The sequence below is a fragment of the Pseudomonas sp. P1_C12 genome, assembly GCF_056406435.1.
Genome location: NZ_JBFUAE010000006.1, coordinates 23712 through 39868 on the forward strand (window position 1 = coordinate 23712; position 16157 = coordinate 39868).

12 protein-coding genes and 1 pseudogene are annotated in these 16157 nt (G+C 47.9%); 8 read left to right on the forward strand and 5 right to left on the reverse strand.

Features of this window, described 5'->3' with window-relative positions:
- Positions 1-15: 15 nt before the first annotated feature.
- The 4 genes from AC1D19_RS12370 to dsr1 form a co-directional block, all read right to left on the reverse strand.
- The gene (locus tag AC1D19_RS12370) at positions 16-1419 is read right to left on the reverse strand and encodes a phospholipase D-like domain-containing protein (protein WP_477763358.1); all 1404 of its coding nucleotides are present in this window, start codon (positions 1417-1419) and stop codon (positions 16-18) included.
- Positions 1420-1470: 51 nt separating this feature from the next.
- The gene (locus AC1D19_RS12375; RefSeq protein ID WP_477763359.1) at positions 1471-2382 is read right to left on the reverse strand and encodes an HNH endonuclease; all 912 of its coding nucleotides are present in this window, start codon (positions 2380-2382) and stop codon (positions 1471-1473) included.
- 44 nt (positions 2383-2426) lie between these two features.
- Positions 2427-3329 (reverse strand): hypothetical protein, encoded by a 903-nt coding sequence (locus tag AC1D19_RS12380; RefSeq protein WP_477763360.1) that lies wholly within the window; start codon positions 3327-3329, stop codon positions 2427-2429.
- A gap of 265 nt (positions 3330-3594) precedes the next feature.
- On the reverse strand, positions 3595-7416 hold the full coding sequence (gene dsr1 / locus AC1D19_RS12385) for an anti-phage defense-associated sirtuin Dsr1 (RefSeq protein WP_477763361.1): 3822 nt from the start codon (positions 7414-7416) through the stop codon (positions 3595-3597).
- A 622-nt stretch (positions 7417-8038) separates the two neighbouring features.
- On the opposite strand from dsr1, the gene AC1D19_RS12390 reads away from it, so the two are divergent.
- Both AC1D19_RS12390 and AC1D19_RS12395 read left to right on the forward strand, forming a co-directional pair.
- On the forward strand, positions 8039-11521 hold the full coding sequence (locus tag AC1D19_RS12390) for a tetratricopeptide repeat protein (protein WP_477763362.1): 3483 nt from the start codon (positions 8039-8041) through the stop codon (positions 11519-11521).
- Positions 11522-11806: 285 nt separating this feature from the next.
- Positions 11807-12130 (forward strand): hypothetical protein, encoded by a 324-nt coding sequence (locus AC1D19_RS12395; RefSeq protein ID WP_477763363.1) that lies wholly within the window; start codon positions 11807-11809, stop codon positions 12128-12130.
- A 227-nt stretch (positions 12131-12357) separates the two neighbouring features.
- Here the strand turns inward: AC1D19_RS12395 and AC1D19_RS12400 are convergent, their stop codons facing one another.
- Positions 12358-12996: a hypothetical protein gene (locus AC1D19_RS12400; RefSeq protein WP_477763364.1), complete on the reverse strand. Its 639-nt coding sequence runs from the start codon at positions 12994-12996 to the stop codon at positions 12358-12360.
- 502 nt (positions 12997-13498) lie between these two features.
- Between AC1D19_RS12400 and AC1D19_RS12405 the strand changes: the two are divergent.
- From AC1D19_RS12405 to AC1D19_RS12430, 6 genes and pseudogenes are all read left to right on the forward strand, one after another.
- Positions 13499-13717 (forward strand): annotated as a pseudogene (locus AC1D19_RS12405) (hypothetical protein).
- A 40-nt stretch (positions 13718-13757) separates the two neighbouring features.
- Positions 13758-14390, forward strand: coding sequence for a hypothetical protein (locus tag AC1D19_RS12410; RefSeq protein WP_477763365.1), 633 nt, complete (start codon positions 13758-13760; stop codon positions 14388-14390).
- Positions 14387-14575, forward strand: a complete 189-nt coding sequence (locus AC1D19_RS12415; RefSeq protein ID WP_477763366.1) for a hypothetical protein — start codon at positions 14387-14389, stop codon at positions 14573-14575. The genes AC1D19_RS12410 and AC1D19_RS12415 overlap by 4 nt, the downstream gene beginning before the upstream one ends.
- A gap of 100 nt (positions 14576-14675) precedes the next feature.
- A complete protein-coding gene (locus AC1D19_RS12420; protein WP_477763367.1) occupies positions 14676-15254 on the forward strand; it encodes a hypothetical protein in 579 nt (192 codons plus the stop codon).
- Positions 15255-15257: 3 nt separating this feature from the next.
- Entirely contained in the window at positions 15258-15713 is a 456-nt protein-coding gene (locus AC1D19_RS12425) for a hypothetical protein (protein WP_477763368.1), read from the forward strand.
- Between the two features lie 13 nt (positions 15714-15726).
- The gene (locus tag AC1D19_RS12430; RefSeq protein ID WP_477763369.1) at positions 15727-16095 is read left to right on the forward strand and encodes a hypothetical protein; all 369 of its coding nucleotides are present in this window, start codon (positions 15727-15729) and stop codon (positions 16093-16095) included.
- Positions 16096-16157 lie beyond the last annotated feature (62 nt).

Sequence of the window (16157 nt, forward strand, 5' to 3'; positions counted from 1 at the left end):
CGGCCTAGGTCAGTTTTATTCATGGTAGGCAATTATCCATTCGCCCAGGGTCATATCATAATCCTCCCACTCCTTTTCCCAGTTCTCTCTCAGAAAGCTACCGATTTCTTTTGGCTCCAAATCAAACAGGTTAAGCCCCTCGCGTTTCATCGCGTGGCGGATTCGTTGAGCTACTAACGATGGTGTTAGTTTTTTTACCGCCTCAACTGCAATCGACTCACACCAGGAGTATACAAAGCGTTCCCATGCAATTACATCTTGCCTAAATCTTGGAACGTCCGGAAAGTCGTAGCCGTTTACATACCGATTTTTAAAATCCTCGTCTTGGGCAAGATGGAGATCCTGCTCTAATTTTTGTATCAGTCGTTGCTCATAATAGGTTGAGTTCAAATTTCCGTTTTTGCTTTCGAGGTACAGACTAGGAACAACTCCAGATGCCTCCAAATCGTTCCATACCTCCGCTAGCGCCCTCAACAAAGCATCGATCCTTTCCCGACGCCAACCAATATCATGAGCGCTGCCTAATAGCTTGGATATTTTTGCATGACGGGCAGATGAGGCTTTCGACTTCATGTGTGTGCTATGTGACTTGTAGCATTCATACGAAATCCAGTCGCCCAAGTGGGTCCACACGCCATACCGAGATTTCCAACGAGGTATTTCAGCTTCATCCACAGCGATGTCGCTGCTGCCGTTCATGTAGCCGTACCGTACGATGTCCCGATCTCCTTTCTCGGTGAAGCTGCGACTGGCGAAGATCTTTGCAACCATGTCTTGAGGTAAGGCCTTCTTTAGCTGGATACTCAATATCGCGAACTGCGGGGCGTTTCTATATTGAGCGGCAAGCAGACCACGTTGCAGCCAGGTGTCGAATCCAAAAGGCATCGCGCTAGGCATAATGCTCTTGAATCTTGGAAGGTAGAGCTTAGGTATTTGACTCGGCCAGACCTCCGCACCCTCAATCACCGTCGTAGATTTCGTATCGAAGGTTGCGAGGATTCTAGAAAAATAATCTGCAATATCCGCATCGTGTTGAATAGCTAAGTCGAGGTCTGCGATCAGCTCCGCATTCCTGCTGCCGAGAAATGCTGCATTCGTAGCGTTTGCCGAACCGAATAATAATCTGCGCTTTCGTCTTTTCGGTGCCTCCTCGCGGATGAATTCGAAATAAAAAGCTTTCATGTGCATGAGGCCTGCTGCCCGGCCTAGACGAACCTCAAGTTTTACACCCTTGCGGCGAGCTTTATGGAAACCTTGTAGGTCCTCGGGTCTGATCCCATCATCCACTAACAAACAGAGCCGCCGGGGATTCATTCGTTTTACCAGCGTATCCATGAATGTCACGTCTACGTAGGGCGCGATAACCAACGCCAAATTCAGTTGGTATCCTTCCGGGACCGACAGTAAATCAAAGCTCATCTGTATTTATTCCATTTCAATTGTCGATCGCTTTTCCTTGGAGCCTCTGTTTTACACAGATTTCTTTTTCATCAGTTGAGCTTTCCGATCATACTTGGCCCCGTTAATAGCGCTAAAGCTGCCTTTGAGAAAATCTACTTCCTTTCCGTCAACGAGCTTTTTTATCAACTTTACACCGATGCGTTTTAGCGGATCATGTTCCTGAAGCCACAATTCATATCCATGAATTGAGGGCCCCCCTAGATTGATAGTGAAATTGACGCCGTACAGTAAAAATGTAAAGTATGTTTCGGGGGGAGGAGTAAAAATCAAATCATGCCCAAAGCCAGCTTGAACCCACTGGCCTGTATCTGGATGCTTCATTTGTGCATCCATCGAAAACAGAACTTGCCGATGGTAAGGCCAATGTTTTACGCCTTCACCGTATCTAGCGAATCGTCTAATTGTGTCGTAAGCTGGATGGTCAATGATAACGTCGACGTCTCCTAGTTTTACATAGCGAAGAGCCAACGCTTCCAAAGCCATCATCGCTAAAAAACGAGACATCTCTTTTTGTGGTGGATCAATCTCAATCTTAAATAAAAATGGTGAAAAATCTGAACCTGTAGTTATGCTGGAAAGATGTGCGTCAACGAATTTTTGCTCAGATAGCTTTTCAGCGATGACCTGTAATTTCCCATCTGTACCTTTTCGTAAATTAACTTCTATATCAGTTCCAGCAATCCATCCTAAAACGGATGGGTAAGTGCCCTTCTTATTGGGGACTTGGTACCAACCTCTGAGGTTTCTTATCGAGGGATGGGAAAGTACGGGGTTTTCTACTTTTCTAGCGAAATAATTGTTGCACTTGTCGCAAACCAGTCCTTTTGGAAGGACCAGTTTTTTGCTTCCTATAGATTCGGGAATTAGGTGCTCGACACCCTTGGTGTCATGACTCGCTACCTTGCAGAATAAACAGCGCACAATTACCTCAAATGGTTATTAATCGAGTGAAGCTGCACAAAGACTCACAATTCTGAACGACGTCTGGATTTGTCTGAGCCTGAGATAGTATTGTTTTTTGCTACATCATTCCTTATTTGTTCTAGATTTTTTTCATCCATTGACGGTATTGACGCAACAAAATTATCGTGTAGGTGCTGGAGGTAGTATCTTAGTACATCAGGTATTTTTTTTATATCGGTTAGTGTAAGGCTTCCAACGGTGAACTCGGTGGATTTTGAAATTTCTGCCGCTGACCAGCCATGGGCAAAAATATGGAAGTACATGAAAGGCAGCTTAAACGTAGCGAAAAATCTATGCGGCTCATCAAAAAATCGTATGTCTTGTCCGCCGATGGAGCGTTCTATTGAGTAAACTACCGGCCCCGACAAGTCGTAATAGGGAGGTTCTCCAAAAAATGGTGTGAAAAAGATCTTGGTTGAACACCGGTTCGCAACAATGTCTGCTTTCATTGAAGCAAGAAATTCCTCAAGCTTTTGACTGTCTTCCCCTGTGCGATTATTTGCACGGTTCTTGGTGGTAAGGATAGCCCGCCAAAAGATTGAAAGTACCGCTACTTGCATTGTTTCTGTGACTACAATGACTGGTTTCTGTTGTCGATAATTAGCTATCTTTTTGAACAGCTGTTCGGCTAACTCTTTTTCAAGGGTTGAAAGAGTACCTTCGCATGTTCCGCAGAGTAGGTATTCTTTAGGACCATCTTGGTGACGGATGTTGACGTCGTCGCTGCATCGAATATATGGAGTGGCTGAAGTGATTTTCAGCCAGTCGAACACAAATTTTGGGATGCTATGTGATTCCTTCAATATTATATTTTTAGAATCACAAAGGGCACAGTCCCCATTTTCGCCTCCGTCTGCAATTCCGTTTTCATTGTCGGTAGCAATTGCTGCTTGCGCCTCAGACATCTTAAGCTCCAAAAAGTGAAATTAACTCGCGACAGGGCACCTTACAGAGAGGCTGAAGGATGATGTACTCCCTGTGTTATGCCTGTCGGACGGTCCGGAATGGAGCGGAATGGAAATCCATCGGTTCCGCAACGCACCTGAACCGTTTGCGCAACGTGCCCTGTTATCAGTCAAAACAGATGTGAGACGTTTGTTTTTTAAGGTTTTTTGCGCTGCCTTCGAATGATGAATGTCACTTTGACGTGAGTCATGTATGCGTCCGGCGTCATCCGCCTCGACGACGCACACCCACCATCAATTTTCTGTATTTTTCATCGTGGATGAGATTCGGTGCGGCTTGGACAATTTTGCTCAGGCAGGATGTGAGGTCCGATGGAATCCATGATTGATCCTCTATCGTGAGGCTCAGCAGCAATAAGGCTTCTGCCGGGAAGTCGGTGCAAACGGAGCTTTCATTCATTTCGTGAAGCAACGAATGGGGATGCTCAATGGGCAGCAGCCAGTCTTGAACCGAGGCCAAGGCCGCTGGAAATTTTTCGCCAGATGCAACGGCTAGGGTTGCCAGTGAGGAGGCAATAGCCGGACTTACCAGTTGCTTTGACTTCGGCCAGACGTCTCGCCAAAAAGGGAGAACTCGATTTTCCCAGTAAGATTCCTTTTGCTCGGCAGCGCCTTCTAAAGCTTGTGTCAGAGCCTGCGCTGCGTCTTCGAGGCCCCGCTTAGGCAACTCTTTGAAGGCAGATCTAAATTCCATGTCGGCATAGCCCTCAAGCGGGCCTAACGCTGCGTACGTGAGAAAAGCTGCGAATTGCTGTGCGTGCTCACCCAATTCTTCAAAGTGCTTGGCTGTGTCCAAGAATTGATTTTTGAAGGCTAGCAATAGAGGGCGGTACAAACGAGGCGACCATAGGAAACCCTCCCATACGCCCTTTGCTTCAAATGGATGAGTGTTCCAGTCGAATAATGGAAGCAAGCACGATTCTGTCCAGGGGCTATCAACACGGAAAAGGACGATCAACCTCGAACCGAGAATCACTCTGCCATGTCGGTATTTTTCTATTGTGGTGTCACACAGCTCGGTGAAAAGGTCTTTGATCTGAGTCGGTAGACCATCGTTATCGTTGGGTTGTTTGGCCAGCCAAAGACTCAACAACGCCTGGGTGACGTGTCCAATCGGATGGTTAATGGCATCGGTCACTGGATCGTTCAGCGGCTCGCCGTTGCTTGTAATTCCTGATTTTGGCTCAAGCGGCAGAGCCATAATCCGCCCGCACAATTCCAAAAGGGTCGATTCGTCATGGCTGATAACTTTGGACACAGCATCGATCCAATATGTAACGCTGTGGACGATCTCTGTCAGCAGGTCATCTGGCAGGGTCAGTATCCAAGAAGCTGAATACTGCCACGACCTCCTGGTACGACCTTTTTCGCCCCAAGTCTGAATAGCCTGCCGCCATCGATTAGCTGGCCATACTCCTTCTTCCGCGAGATCTCTCAATGCGTACATTGCGTTCAATGGATGCTTACGGCAGGTTTCGCGCCAGGTGTCTTCGTAATGTCCTGATTCAGAGGGCGGGGCTTTAAGCCACTGGACTAACTCATCTCTTTTGCTTGGTGCGACGTCAATGCTCTGGGTTTCTTCGTGGTCAGGTTCACCACTCATGCTCATCCAATGAGAGAACTCGTCGCTTTCGTTGGATGCAAGGCGCCATTTTGGATACGCACGTGACAAGGCTTTCAATCGTGCAGATGCTGCCTTACCCAGCGATACGCCGGAGCTTTGCAACTTGGCGAGCCTACGCCACACGGCGCTGTCTGCGAGGTCTTTCCATGCTTCAGGCAGGATGTCATCGCGATACATGCGACGTGGTGGGCCTACCAATATTGCGGTCTCAAGCCGTTTCTGATCCGCGGGCGCTAAGAAGCGTCCCTGCAACACGATGAGTCGAAACATTTCGCGCTTAGTAGCCACAGACCAAAGCCACCACGCATGATTTGCCAAAAGCCACTCGACCCACTGATTGGGGGAGATGCAATTTTCCTGACTGGCAGCGAATAGTGCGAGACGCTTGTAAGTCGCGAACGGAAGTTCGGACCACTCATTCGCAATATGGTGGGCCAGCGGGATATTCTGATCGTAGACGGATAGCCAAGAGTCCCGCAGGAGTTCGACCAAAGCTACCCAATCACGATTCTTGCGGTTCTGAGTATGGGGTGCGATTGATGGAAGATCCCAATGAGATCGATCGTTTTCTTCGTCCGCTTCGCCCAGTTCACAAAGCAATTCCAGCGCATCCGTTAAAAGCTGCTGGAGATCTCTCTGTAGCAGAGGCAATGCAGCTTGCCATCGGCTGCTCTTGAAATTACGAAACACCGAATAGATGTCGTCCGACGCCAGCGTTAATTTCCATTCAACAAGGTCACGAATTCCTCTAGGTACGGAGGGCTGGTCGGACTCTTCTTGCCAGCGAAATGGTTTCGATAGCGCGATCATTGGAGCGAGCAACTCGCGTAGCTGAAGCCGTGCAGTCAGCGTTAATCCATCCCGTTTGAAACGCTCTTGCCAATCGTAAAGGGCTGAGTCGCGCCATGGCTGTTTGACCCTACCAGTTAACAACAGCCGCCATAGAATCTGCATCAACCGGCTTGGTTGTGCTTTTGGAGCATTTTTTAAGATTTCTGCCAGCTCAGAGGTCTGTCCTCCGGTCTCCAGTCGAGAAAAAAAGCCCAACCGCTCCTCTATTCTCCAGCGGAACTGGTCATTCATTCGCCCGCCGCGATCCACTATCCATAGAAGTAGGTCGGGATTATCTAGATGCCGAGCCAGCCAACGGCCGATGTGACCCATTACGTCATCCCACTGTGAGCCGGAATCATTCGACGAAACCAGTGACATGGAGGGAGCGAGTGGGTAGGGCGCCGGTCGTTGTACGAGGCTAAATTTTAGTTTTTTATCAGTTTCATTTTGGGGAGTTACACCAAACCGATTCAAGTCAGTATGGCGGTATCGGTAGTCTGCAAAAGCCTCAAGCCAGTCAAGAGGAGGGACCGGATTGAAATCGGCAAAAAGACGAGCTGGTAAACCAGATTTATCAGAAAGGGCCCATAGCACCCGGCCTACATAGTCATCCTGCCTTGTGCTGGCCGATGGGCGACTTTGAGCATGAGTGACGACAAAGCGCTCCTTACCCATTACCCCGTCTCTGTACACTTCTCCCCAAGCTTGGAGCGTCAAGTGCAGCGCCGAATGATCATAGGTACCAGCCGGTACGTTGTAGAGTATCGGGGTAACACCTTTCGCTTCCCACTCTTCTTGCCGGGCTTCCTCTTCTCCAGGAGAGCTTGAGCCGAAGGCCCATGCGTTTGGGGTGATCTCACCCTGCATCCTGTCAGCAGCTATCGCATCCCTCATGTACCTGAGAACGGGGTCATTAATGCTGTACCCAACGAAGCAAACGACATAGTTACGAAAGAGTTCGCTTACGAATCGAGCCGCCCACCGTTCGACCAAGTAGGCCAGACCGAAATCGCCACTTGTGACTACGAGACGGTTCAAGCCTGCCTCATCAGGAATTTTAGGCAATACACCATGCAAGTAGACCAATCCGTCCCAGCGACTATTTTTCGGAATAGGCAGCATCGGGGCCGAATAGGACTGAAATTTCTGGGAGACTTTTCTCGCTGCGGTATCGAAAATGCGGTCGAAGTTTGTCGTCACTAGGCGAAGCGTGCCATGCCGGGTACGGGCGAGCCTCAGCAATGCGGCGTGTGTGTCAACGGCACCTTTCTTACGTAAGTTTGGTTTTAGAGCCCTGCAAAGAGCTTGTCGGACGGCGAAACGGCCTCCGTTGATTCGTCGTTCGAGCAGATCAAGAGTGGCGTCGAATTGGTAATTCTTGAAGGCTTTTTCTTCGGCACCGCCAAGCTCATCGTGGACTTCTTTATAGATCTGTTCCACCAGGCCTTTGAAGTCGGTTAAGCCTGCGGGATAAGAAATACCTGCTCCGCAGAAGAACACCACGCGGCCCTCCTCGTGGGCCTGAAGCAGCTCGTCCGGGATGTCTGGTCCGTCAGTTACAAATTGCATTCCCTATCCCCATCAACCTTGCCAAATATGCGCTGGCGCCTATTTAGCATGCACGCAAGGCGATTAGCCATCTTGCCGTTGTTGTGGCGAGAATGATGGTAGGGAAACAGATGCTGACGCGACGCAGAAATGGGTAACCATCCACCGCACTGGTGATCATGGTAACGAGTTCGTAGAGCTGAAACAGCGCAACCGGTGAGGGAGACGCTGCCGTGACGATGCGATGTTCCGCCGCATTGAACCGAGACGGTGCTGAAGAAATAGCTTCGCAAATGCACGGACTTGCCCCACAAGACTGCATATGACCTAGCCAGCAAGTTGCATTGAATTGGGCATGCATGCTTCCTGCTAATGATCTGAGGGCTACGTGGCAGATTGCTACTCTGGTAAGGTAGGATCCAATATCTTTGATTGATCTGACCTAGAGGCAAAAATGAATTTTTCTCTGATCGACAAACCAGAATTGGCAGTTGGATTGGCTGTGGGCATAGTCTTGTTGGTTTTTATAACTTTTAAGTTTGTATGGAATCGAAACGTAAATGTGAAGGCCAAGAAAGGTTCTGTGTCGATAAATGGAAAAAATAACGGGAATATCACAGTAAAAAGCCGAAAAGGTAAGTAAATGGCAGGCATCTGGGATCTCTTAAAAAGGCTAACTCAACCCGGCCCGTCAACAAGCATAAAGGCCAGCCGGTCGGGAGTCGCCGTTAATGGTCCCAATAACGGGGTGATTATTGTCAACGACACCGAAGAAATTGAGGCGGTTGTAACTAAGGTCATTGCTAAACAGACAGCTATTATTAATCAAGGAGTGCCCGGGGAGCTGGAAACAGAGATAGATAGGCAAGTCAATGAGTACCGAGACAAGATGAACTCCGGTATGGTAAGTGCGGCGCTAGATCTATTTGTGAAACTGCTTGAGCATCAGGCGAAAAATCTATCTCCTACGCTGATTTTTAGAATTAAAGCCAATATCGCGATTTGTAAACATCAACTTGGTGAGACGGAGCAGGCAATCCGGCTTCTGTACGAAGCTTGTACATATGCTCCAGAAGATCATAGAGCCATAGCATATAAGGCGCTCGCATACATTCTTGACGGAAAGCTAGACCAGGCTTTGACCTATGGGTTGGAAAAACTAGCTGAAAAGCCAAGTAATGAGTTGCTTGCAGGATTTATGCTTCAAGCTACGCGTATTAAATACCAGGACTCCGACGGTTTTGAGGATCCTTTCCCAGGGTTTTCCGAAGAGGTTAAGCAGGCAAAGAGTGTTCGTTTGGCACACATCCACCTTCTAGCCTCCCGTGAGACTTCTAATTGGAGGGAGTTGGCGGGTGCCTTACTTGAAGAGTATCCTGACGATCCGCAGGCAAAGAATCTAGTTGCCACGGGGATTTTGCAGCACTATATTCAAAATAGACAAAGCCCGAATGGATTTAAATTTTCAAAGGAAGATGTAGACCAGATTAGGCTCGCGGCTGAATATTTTTATGTTGAATGGTCGGCGTTTAAGGATAGTGATAGAGCTGCAAATTCTGGTGACTTACAAACCGTGCAGGGATTGTTGATACTCTATAAGTTAAGTAACAATATTGAAGCCCTACGAGTAGAGTGCGAATATGTTCTTGCGAATTTAACGCATGATCAAGATTTGATCGAAACAACAGTGAAGTGCTTGCTGGATCTAAATCAGAATGAGTTGTGCGATGAGGCCATAAAGAAGGTCGTCAGCGCGGAAAGTGCAAGAGAGTTTAAGTTTCTCAGCATGGTTGCGCGAAAGGACTGGGATGGGCTGAATAAATTTCAGGATTATAGCTTTTCAAAGTTTAATGGGGCATTTTTACTGCATGCTAAGATAGTCGTATATATATCGCGAGCATATAAGGGCAACGCCCAAGGTAAAATTGATTTAGAAAGACTCTTGGCTGAGAAAGAGTTGGATAGTCGAGCACGCTTATTGCTCTTTGAGTTTGCAGTTGAGAGCAGGATTCAGTCAATTGCTTTATTAGCCCACAGCTATGGGTACTCAAGGGTAGGAAGTGATACTGATGTGATAGAACTTCATCACTATATGAAGTTGGTGCGCTTTCTTCTCGATTGGAAAGAAATAATAACCAGGCTCAGTCCGCTGCCTGAGGTTCATGAGAATTATGAATTAAAACATATGCTGGGGCTTGCGTATGTGAATGAGTATCCGATAAGAGTGGAAGGGGCAAATTTTTTTGAATCTTTGAAGCAAGAGCCAAGAGGGTTTGAGCTTTTATTAGGGATATTCTATTTTAAGAGAAAGGAATATCCGAGCGCGGTCTCATTTATCAAACAATATTATTCTTCGGGCGGCAGAGATCTTTATGGATTCCTACTGCTATGTGAAATGGCAAAACTTAACGGAGATAGCGCTGGCTTGGCCGATGCTTTTTCGATTTACGATCCGAAAGAGTTAGAAGGAACACCTGAGCAATTTATACAGGTTGCTAAGTATCTTGTATCAGTTGGGAAGTCAGCGGAAGCACTAACGCTTGCTTATGATATTTATGAAGCTAATCAAAATCAGCCCAAAGTGGCGCTCGGCTATTTTCACGTTTTTCTTTTGGCTAATAAAGATGTGCTGTCGGAAGAGTCAGCGCCTGTTGGCCCTGGATGTTATTTTAAATTAGTATCTTCTGATGGTGTTTCAATTGAGAGAATGGTTGGAAGCTCCGTTGAGGATGATCTGGCATTGGACCCAAAATCTGTAGACCCATATATCAGGAAAGTGCTTGGGGCTAATGTGGGTTACGAATATACACAATCTAAGCTACAAGGAGAGGTGACTTGGAAGCTTGAAGAGGTAAAGCACCGTTTCGTTCAAGCGTTTCATCAAGTGTGTACCACTTACGAAAGTCAGTTTCCGGATGAGGGAGGCTTGTGGTCTCTCAAGGTCGAGGAAGGAAATATCCAGCCGCTTCTTGATATTGTTAAGGGTAAGGCTGAGAGAGATGAAGAATTTCTTGCAACAATTCTAGAAAAAAATATTCCCCTAGAAATAGCAGCAGGAATGTGGAGTAAAAATATCTTTCAAGTCGTCGACCTGATGCGGTCGACCACGGGGCATATTCAAACGTGTGCAGGAACTGCGGAAGAAGGAGAATTAGCAGTTGAGTCGGTAAAGAAGTTTAAGGGTAAACCGGTTGTGCTGGACAGTTATACGGCGTGGGTTGCCGCAGAGTTGGGCCTTGTAGACGCGCTAAGTGAGTACTTTAGTGAGGTTATAATTTCTCAAGGTACAATCCACACAATGCAGTTAATGATGAATGAGTTTGAAGGACTTTCCGGTTCTGGCATGAGTGTTGGATGGAAAAATGGAGTTTTTACAAGATCAGAGTTTACTGTAGAAGATACAAACGCTCAACGAGATCGAATTGCTACAAATATTAAATTGCTCGAAGAAAAATGTACAGTTGCACACTATGATTTTTCCAGCGATCTTGACGAGTTAACGGAGCAGTTAGTCAAGATAAGGGCAGAAGCAGTTGTACCGTATTTTCTTGTCAAAGAACATGAGGCGATTTTTATTTCTGAAGACGCATATTCTAGAGGGTTTGCGGGAAATATATATAACTTGGTTGATAGTGCTTGGTTGCAGCCAGTTGTAAATTTGCTTGTTCAAGATGGCTATATGTCTGGGGATTTCTACGCTAAATCAATTTTAGGGTTGTGTCGCCACAGGCATAACTTTGTTTCGGTTAGCTCATTTGTGTTAGAGAATATTTATGAGAACGACGAAACGTCGGGTTTGCACGATTTTTCAGAAATTTCTGAGTACATCGGTGGGCAAAACGCAGATATTGAAAGCCACTATCAGTTGATATCTAGATTTATTTTGCGACACTGGGTGTTCGACTATAATCCGACATTTGATCAAGCATTAGAGAAAATGTTAGGAAAAAGTCACGGGGATGCATTTCCAATCGCGAAAGGACTAAAAGCTACTTCCATAATGTTCGAGAGGCTGATTAAGCTTCCAGGTGGAATGCATTTATTAAATGATTTAGTCGATATGCCCATTCTTAGGTTAAAGGACTTTGCAATAAAATGGTGGAAAGGCCATTTTTACCAAGCCTAAGTGGAATGCTGAGCCTAGCAGCATGAACTGCTCTGGGCTCAAAACCGTCGAGCTATTTGGCCAGTATTTTGTAGTTTTCCTTGCTAGTTGCATCAACTCGTCCCTGAGCAATTGGTGACGCGAACCTTCGTTCATCCCAGCTAGACAGAGGAAGCTGCTCATTCGAGCACCGCTGGACACGACTATTTTGTTTAGCTGCCAGCCTCCTTGTCGCATCAATCGGGGTGTTAAAATTCCCGTCTGTTTTTGCCGATCAGTCTTAAAAAGGTGCAGCGAGAAATCTCGATGAAAGAAAAATTGAGTGAAGAAGAGATGCGCCAAGCGCTCTTCGGCCCACAAGCTAATCAGCCGGATCCGCCAAAAGCGCCGGAGCTGCCTGCAACGTCAGTTCATCAGCCTGTTTCAAAGCCTCGAAAACCACCAAAATCACTCTCGCCAAAGCTGAGGGTTACGATGCGTGTGACGAAGGAGTTCGAAGGTGAGGCAGAGGTTTTCATCCATGATGCAAATACTTTGAGCACATTTGCCGCCGAACAGGAGGCCAAAACTGAAGCGAAAAAGAAGAAATACAAATATTTCGAATTGATGTCGATCAAGCCGATCGAGTAGCCCGACGACGATACCTTCAACAGCAAGCGTCAGCGCCGTCTTAAATTAAGCATTGAGCTGATGACACCTGTCATTCCCCTAAATCCGCCCAGATGCGGCTTCCACTACCTGGATATACCCCAGGAGGCAGTTGAGGTGTCCTATGGATTTTTTAGGGGCTGATCCGCCATACAGGATGATAGGGTATGACGCCACGTCTTCGATAATCTCAGCAAACGCGAGCATCACTACCTCGTGCAAACCTCTCGGTTCACCCCCATGGAACAATCCGGCCCGGAGGGCGGCTTATGGGGGGGGTTTCCTGAGTTCTTGTGAAATGGCTCGGTGGGAATTCTGCCAGCGTTGCAATAAGGGGCGCTTGCGAGGGGTTGATCGGACGGTAAAGCCCAATCAGGACGCTGATCACCAGAGAGTATCTTTGCGTCGGCTTTGAGCACCTTTGCCGTAGTGGCGATTGTGGATACTGCTTCAATAGCCGCCTTTGCTCCAGATGTGGCGTCTACCCCCACAGAGGTAATATTTCCAGAAGCCCCAAGTCCGAGATTAAATTTTGAATCCTCAAAGATCCCCGGTTTGTAGGTGATCAGGCTAGGAAGGTCTTCGGGTACAAATTTGGTTTCTGTGATCTCAACTGGAATACAGGATTTGTCACCTGAGCCTCCAGAAAAGCGAAGAAGGTTTCCATCTTTGTCGACGATTTTGTCCTGAATATACGTCGTGATTTGTTGCTTCAGCCGATAGTAGAGAATGCCGTCGCATACTCCCTTATCACAGCCTTGGCGTGCATCCATGTAGTTCACGATTTTTCCTGAGCAGCCACCCATGCTTGCTGCGATCAACGAAATCGCGACGAGTCGTAGAATCATAATCCGTGCTCCCTGTGGGCGAGTTTATCAACCACTCAGCAGAGAAGGATGGCACAAGAATCTCAAAGTGCCTGTTTTTCCAGACGTTGCTTCGATTGCACGAATAACAACTAGCTAGCACCTCATCGTGTGACCGACAGTGCAACTCACAATCCATTCAGAGCCAATATTGGAACCTCTACGCATCATTTTCAGGGCCTCCGTATTGTTCGAGTTTCGATGAAAGCTTCCTAATGAGATGATTTAATACGGAGAAAATTGAGTGTCAATCCTCGGAAAGTGGCTATTTGTCGCTTCTGTCCGCACGAAACTCCTACCTCGACGACCCGTAACGGAAATGCGCACGCACGGCTTTCGACCGGGCATGAGACCGCGGGTGTTCAGTGCATAAGGCTGGTCAGCACGAACGCGAACAATTAAGCATCTGTGCAATTACCAGCCCAGGCTTAACCAGTGTCGAGATGAACTAGGCTCTCTGCACCGCTCATCAAGGACAACCGCCATGCCAGATAACTCAGAATGCAATGTTACCGCGGCAGATGCTCTGACGTTGCTCCTGCACAATCAGCACGCCCTAGGTGCGGCGATAGAAGAGATCACTAAATTATTTTCGGAGAATGGCCTATAGAGTGTTGCAGTTAACGCAGCAGCGGCCATGGAAACCTTGGACAATAATGCAGAAGCTATTACAGCAGCGATTATGCGACTACGGCAGTCCTAATGAATTGCTCCTGATTCCGTAGACACAAATGATTGTAGTAATGGGTCGATGGATTTCCTTCGCGACAGGCAGAGATCGGCTAAAAGCGGACCATCAGCCTTGGTGGCTTCTGGCAAAAATTGAGTTATGGTTTGCCTACGAAACGATGGACGATTCAAAACCCTGCTTTTTAGGTTTAATTGACTTCAATACACGAACGGCAGGAGCTGGAAGCAGTATGAAGGACTCATATAAACAAATCGTAGCCCTGAGCAAAGGCACTGTACGAACACTTCTCGACGAAAAGAAGGTTCTCATGTCCTACCTCTATAGCCAGGCGCTTACGCACTGTATAGAGCATTCGGAGAAGCATGGTGATTACACCCTTCTTGGTGCATTGGTGAACGTATTCGAAGGTCGTGACTTCAAGCTGTTCGTTTCAGCATGGATCTGTGAACGCCTTGGGCTAACAAGCAAAATGGGGTCGGTGGGAACCGTCTTCGCCAGGAACGGGAAACCTCCCAATACGCATATGAGCTTTAAGGTAAGTGTGGAAGAGTTTGCAGGAGCGAAATTTAAAGCAAAAGTGCCGGTGAAGCCTGTTGCTACGAAGGAGAGGAAGGCGCCAAAGCGTGTTGATATGCTCGACTCGTGGGCACGCCTGCCGGGTAGCTTCGGACATGGGAAGCGGTGAGCAAGTCGATCATCGGACTACGTTACAAGTGGTTCGAAAAAATGGGGACAAAAAATGGTGTTCCGGAGAAAGATTTTGACCGCTACATGGATGCCCACTTGGCATTTGCTGATTCATTGATAAGCGGCGTCGATCAGGTAGAAGCAAGAGCAGCAATCCAAAAATGGGAGCGCTACGCAGGGTAATCCTGGTTACAGGAAATTCTCGCCCAAGTCCCGCATCTGTGGGGCTGAGGCCGTAAACGCTGCCGCTTTGGCTTCCAGCACGTCAAGGACTGACTTGATCATGAAAGATGAAGCGCAATCGGGCTATAAGCCTGTGCAGGACGATGTGCTGAAGACATTGGGCCTTGCGGTGATCACGGGGCAGGGTGTTGAGCGTCTGTTGAGCAGCTGCCTAACGTTTCCATTGCACGGCGAGCCACTGCAAACTGTGGAACAGCTTCAGATCCTGCTTGAGCGACATTCAAAAGCCACTTTGGGACAACTGCTCAATGCGCTGCGGAAGCGGGTAGACCTGCATCCCACCTTCGACGACAAGTTGGATCGCTTCCTCCAGTATCGCAACGTCATCGCGCATCGGCTACATGATGTGCCCGGAGGTCTTGACCTGCATTCCGATGAAGGACGGGGGAGGCTAAAGGCTTTCCTGCTCCAGTACATGGATGATGGTCAGACCGTCAGCATGGTATTGCTGGGCGTTTTGCGGGAATGGGCGAAGCAAGAGGGCATTAGTATTCCCAGCGAGCACCATATGAGCCAGCAAATGCAGGATCACCTCGACGCCAATGTCGTGCCAAATTTGGATGCCTTGATCAGGTCTAAAGAACTTGGCTCGAAGCCAAAGGGCTCGAACGCGGATTAGACCATGAATGCAATCAGGACAGAGCTTGAGAAGGTGGCCCTTGCGTGCAGGGTTGGGCTCATTAGCCTCGTTGATGCAAACGGCTCAACCTTTAACGGATTTCCCTCAGGCGCGTGCGGGGTCGCTTCCGACATTTTGGGGCGAGTAGTTTGGGAAACGCTTCAGTATGAAGGGGAGTACGTCTGCGGTACACGTCACCCAAAGCTGAAAGACGGAGCGACCCACGCATGGTTTGAGGTCGGTGATTTCATCATCGATATCACATACGACCAGTTTCAAGCTACTGGACTATTCGGCTGGGTTTTCGACCGTAACGATGGCTGGCATGCGCAGTTCCGATCCCAGGAGCGCCGTCAGGGGTTTTGCATGCCCTCCGGGTGGCCGGCGTACCCGTTGGATGGCTATAAGGCTGCCCGCGAAGAGGCCAAGAAAGTAGGGCTGATCTGTAAGCCGGATTAAATAGGAAAAAAACTTGAAACGGATGTTTGTAGCGCTCATTTTGGCGATTGCAGCAGGCAGCAATGTATCAGCCGCTGCCGAACCACCGATGCCATCTGGCATGGAAGAAAAGGCACTTACCCCGCCAATACCAGAGCAACCGATGGACGTCTTGCATTTGCGCAAAATTCGATTTGACGACGATTGTGAAAAATGGCGATCAGCAGGCAGCAAATTTACTGCATCGCAAGACGTCACGGATTACCTACAACGTTCCCGTGTCGCTGCGTGGAGAGTTAATGATCGAGAGTACGTGAATCGCGTACTTTGGCCCGTCATGCGCGATTGCGTATTTGCGGGATATTGGGTGAATGTCCCAGTTGTTGAAAAGATTAACGACTAGGCGGAAGCCCCTGATCAAATCTAAACAATCAGGCTAATGAACCGAGGCCAACGATAGGAAAG

Excerpts from the sequence above, each read along its gene's own strand:
- AC1D19_RS12395 (WP_477763363.1), top strand. The coding sequence starts at position 11,807 with ATGAAAGAAAAATTGAGTGAAGAAGAGATGCGCCAAGCGCTCTTCGGC.
- AC1D19_RS12390 (WP_477763362.1), top strand. The coding sequence starts at position 8,039 with ATGGCAGGCATCTGGGATCTCTTAAAAAGGCTAACTCAACCCGGCCCG.
- AC1D19_RS12370 (WP_477763358.1), bottom strand. The coding sequence starts at position 1,419 with ATGAGCTTTGATTTACTGTCGGTCCCGGAAGGATACCAACTGAATTTG.
- AC1D19_RS12380 (WP_477763360.1), bottom strand. The coding sequence starts at position 3,329 with ATGTCTGAGGCGCAAGCAGCAATTGCTACCGACAATGAAAACGGAATT.
- AC1D19_RS12425 (WP_477763368.1), top strand. The coding sequence starts at position 15,258 with ATGAATGCAATCAGGACAGAGCTTGAGAAGGTGGCCCTTGCGTGCAGG.
- dsr1 (WP_477763361.1), bottom strand. The coding sequence starts at position 7,416 with ATGCAATTTGTAACTGACGGACCAGACATCCCGGACGAGCTGCTTCAG.
- AC1D19_RS12400 (WP_477763364.1), bottom strand. The coding sequence starts at position 12,996 with ATGATTCTACGACTCGTCGCGATTTCGTTGATCGCAGCAAGCATGGGT.
- AC1D19_RS12420 (WP_477763367.1), top strand. The coding sequence starts at position 14,676 with ATGAAAGATGAAGCGCAATCGGGCTATAAGCCTGTGCAGGACGATGTG.
- AC1D19_RS12410 (WP_477763365.1), top strand. The coding sequence starts at position 13,758 with ATGGGTCGATGGATTTCCTTCGCGACAGGCAGAGATCGGCTAAAAGCG.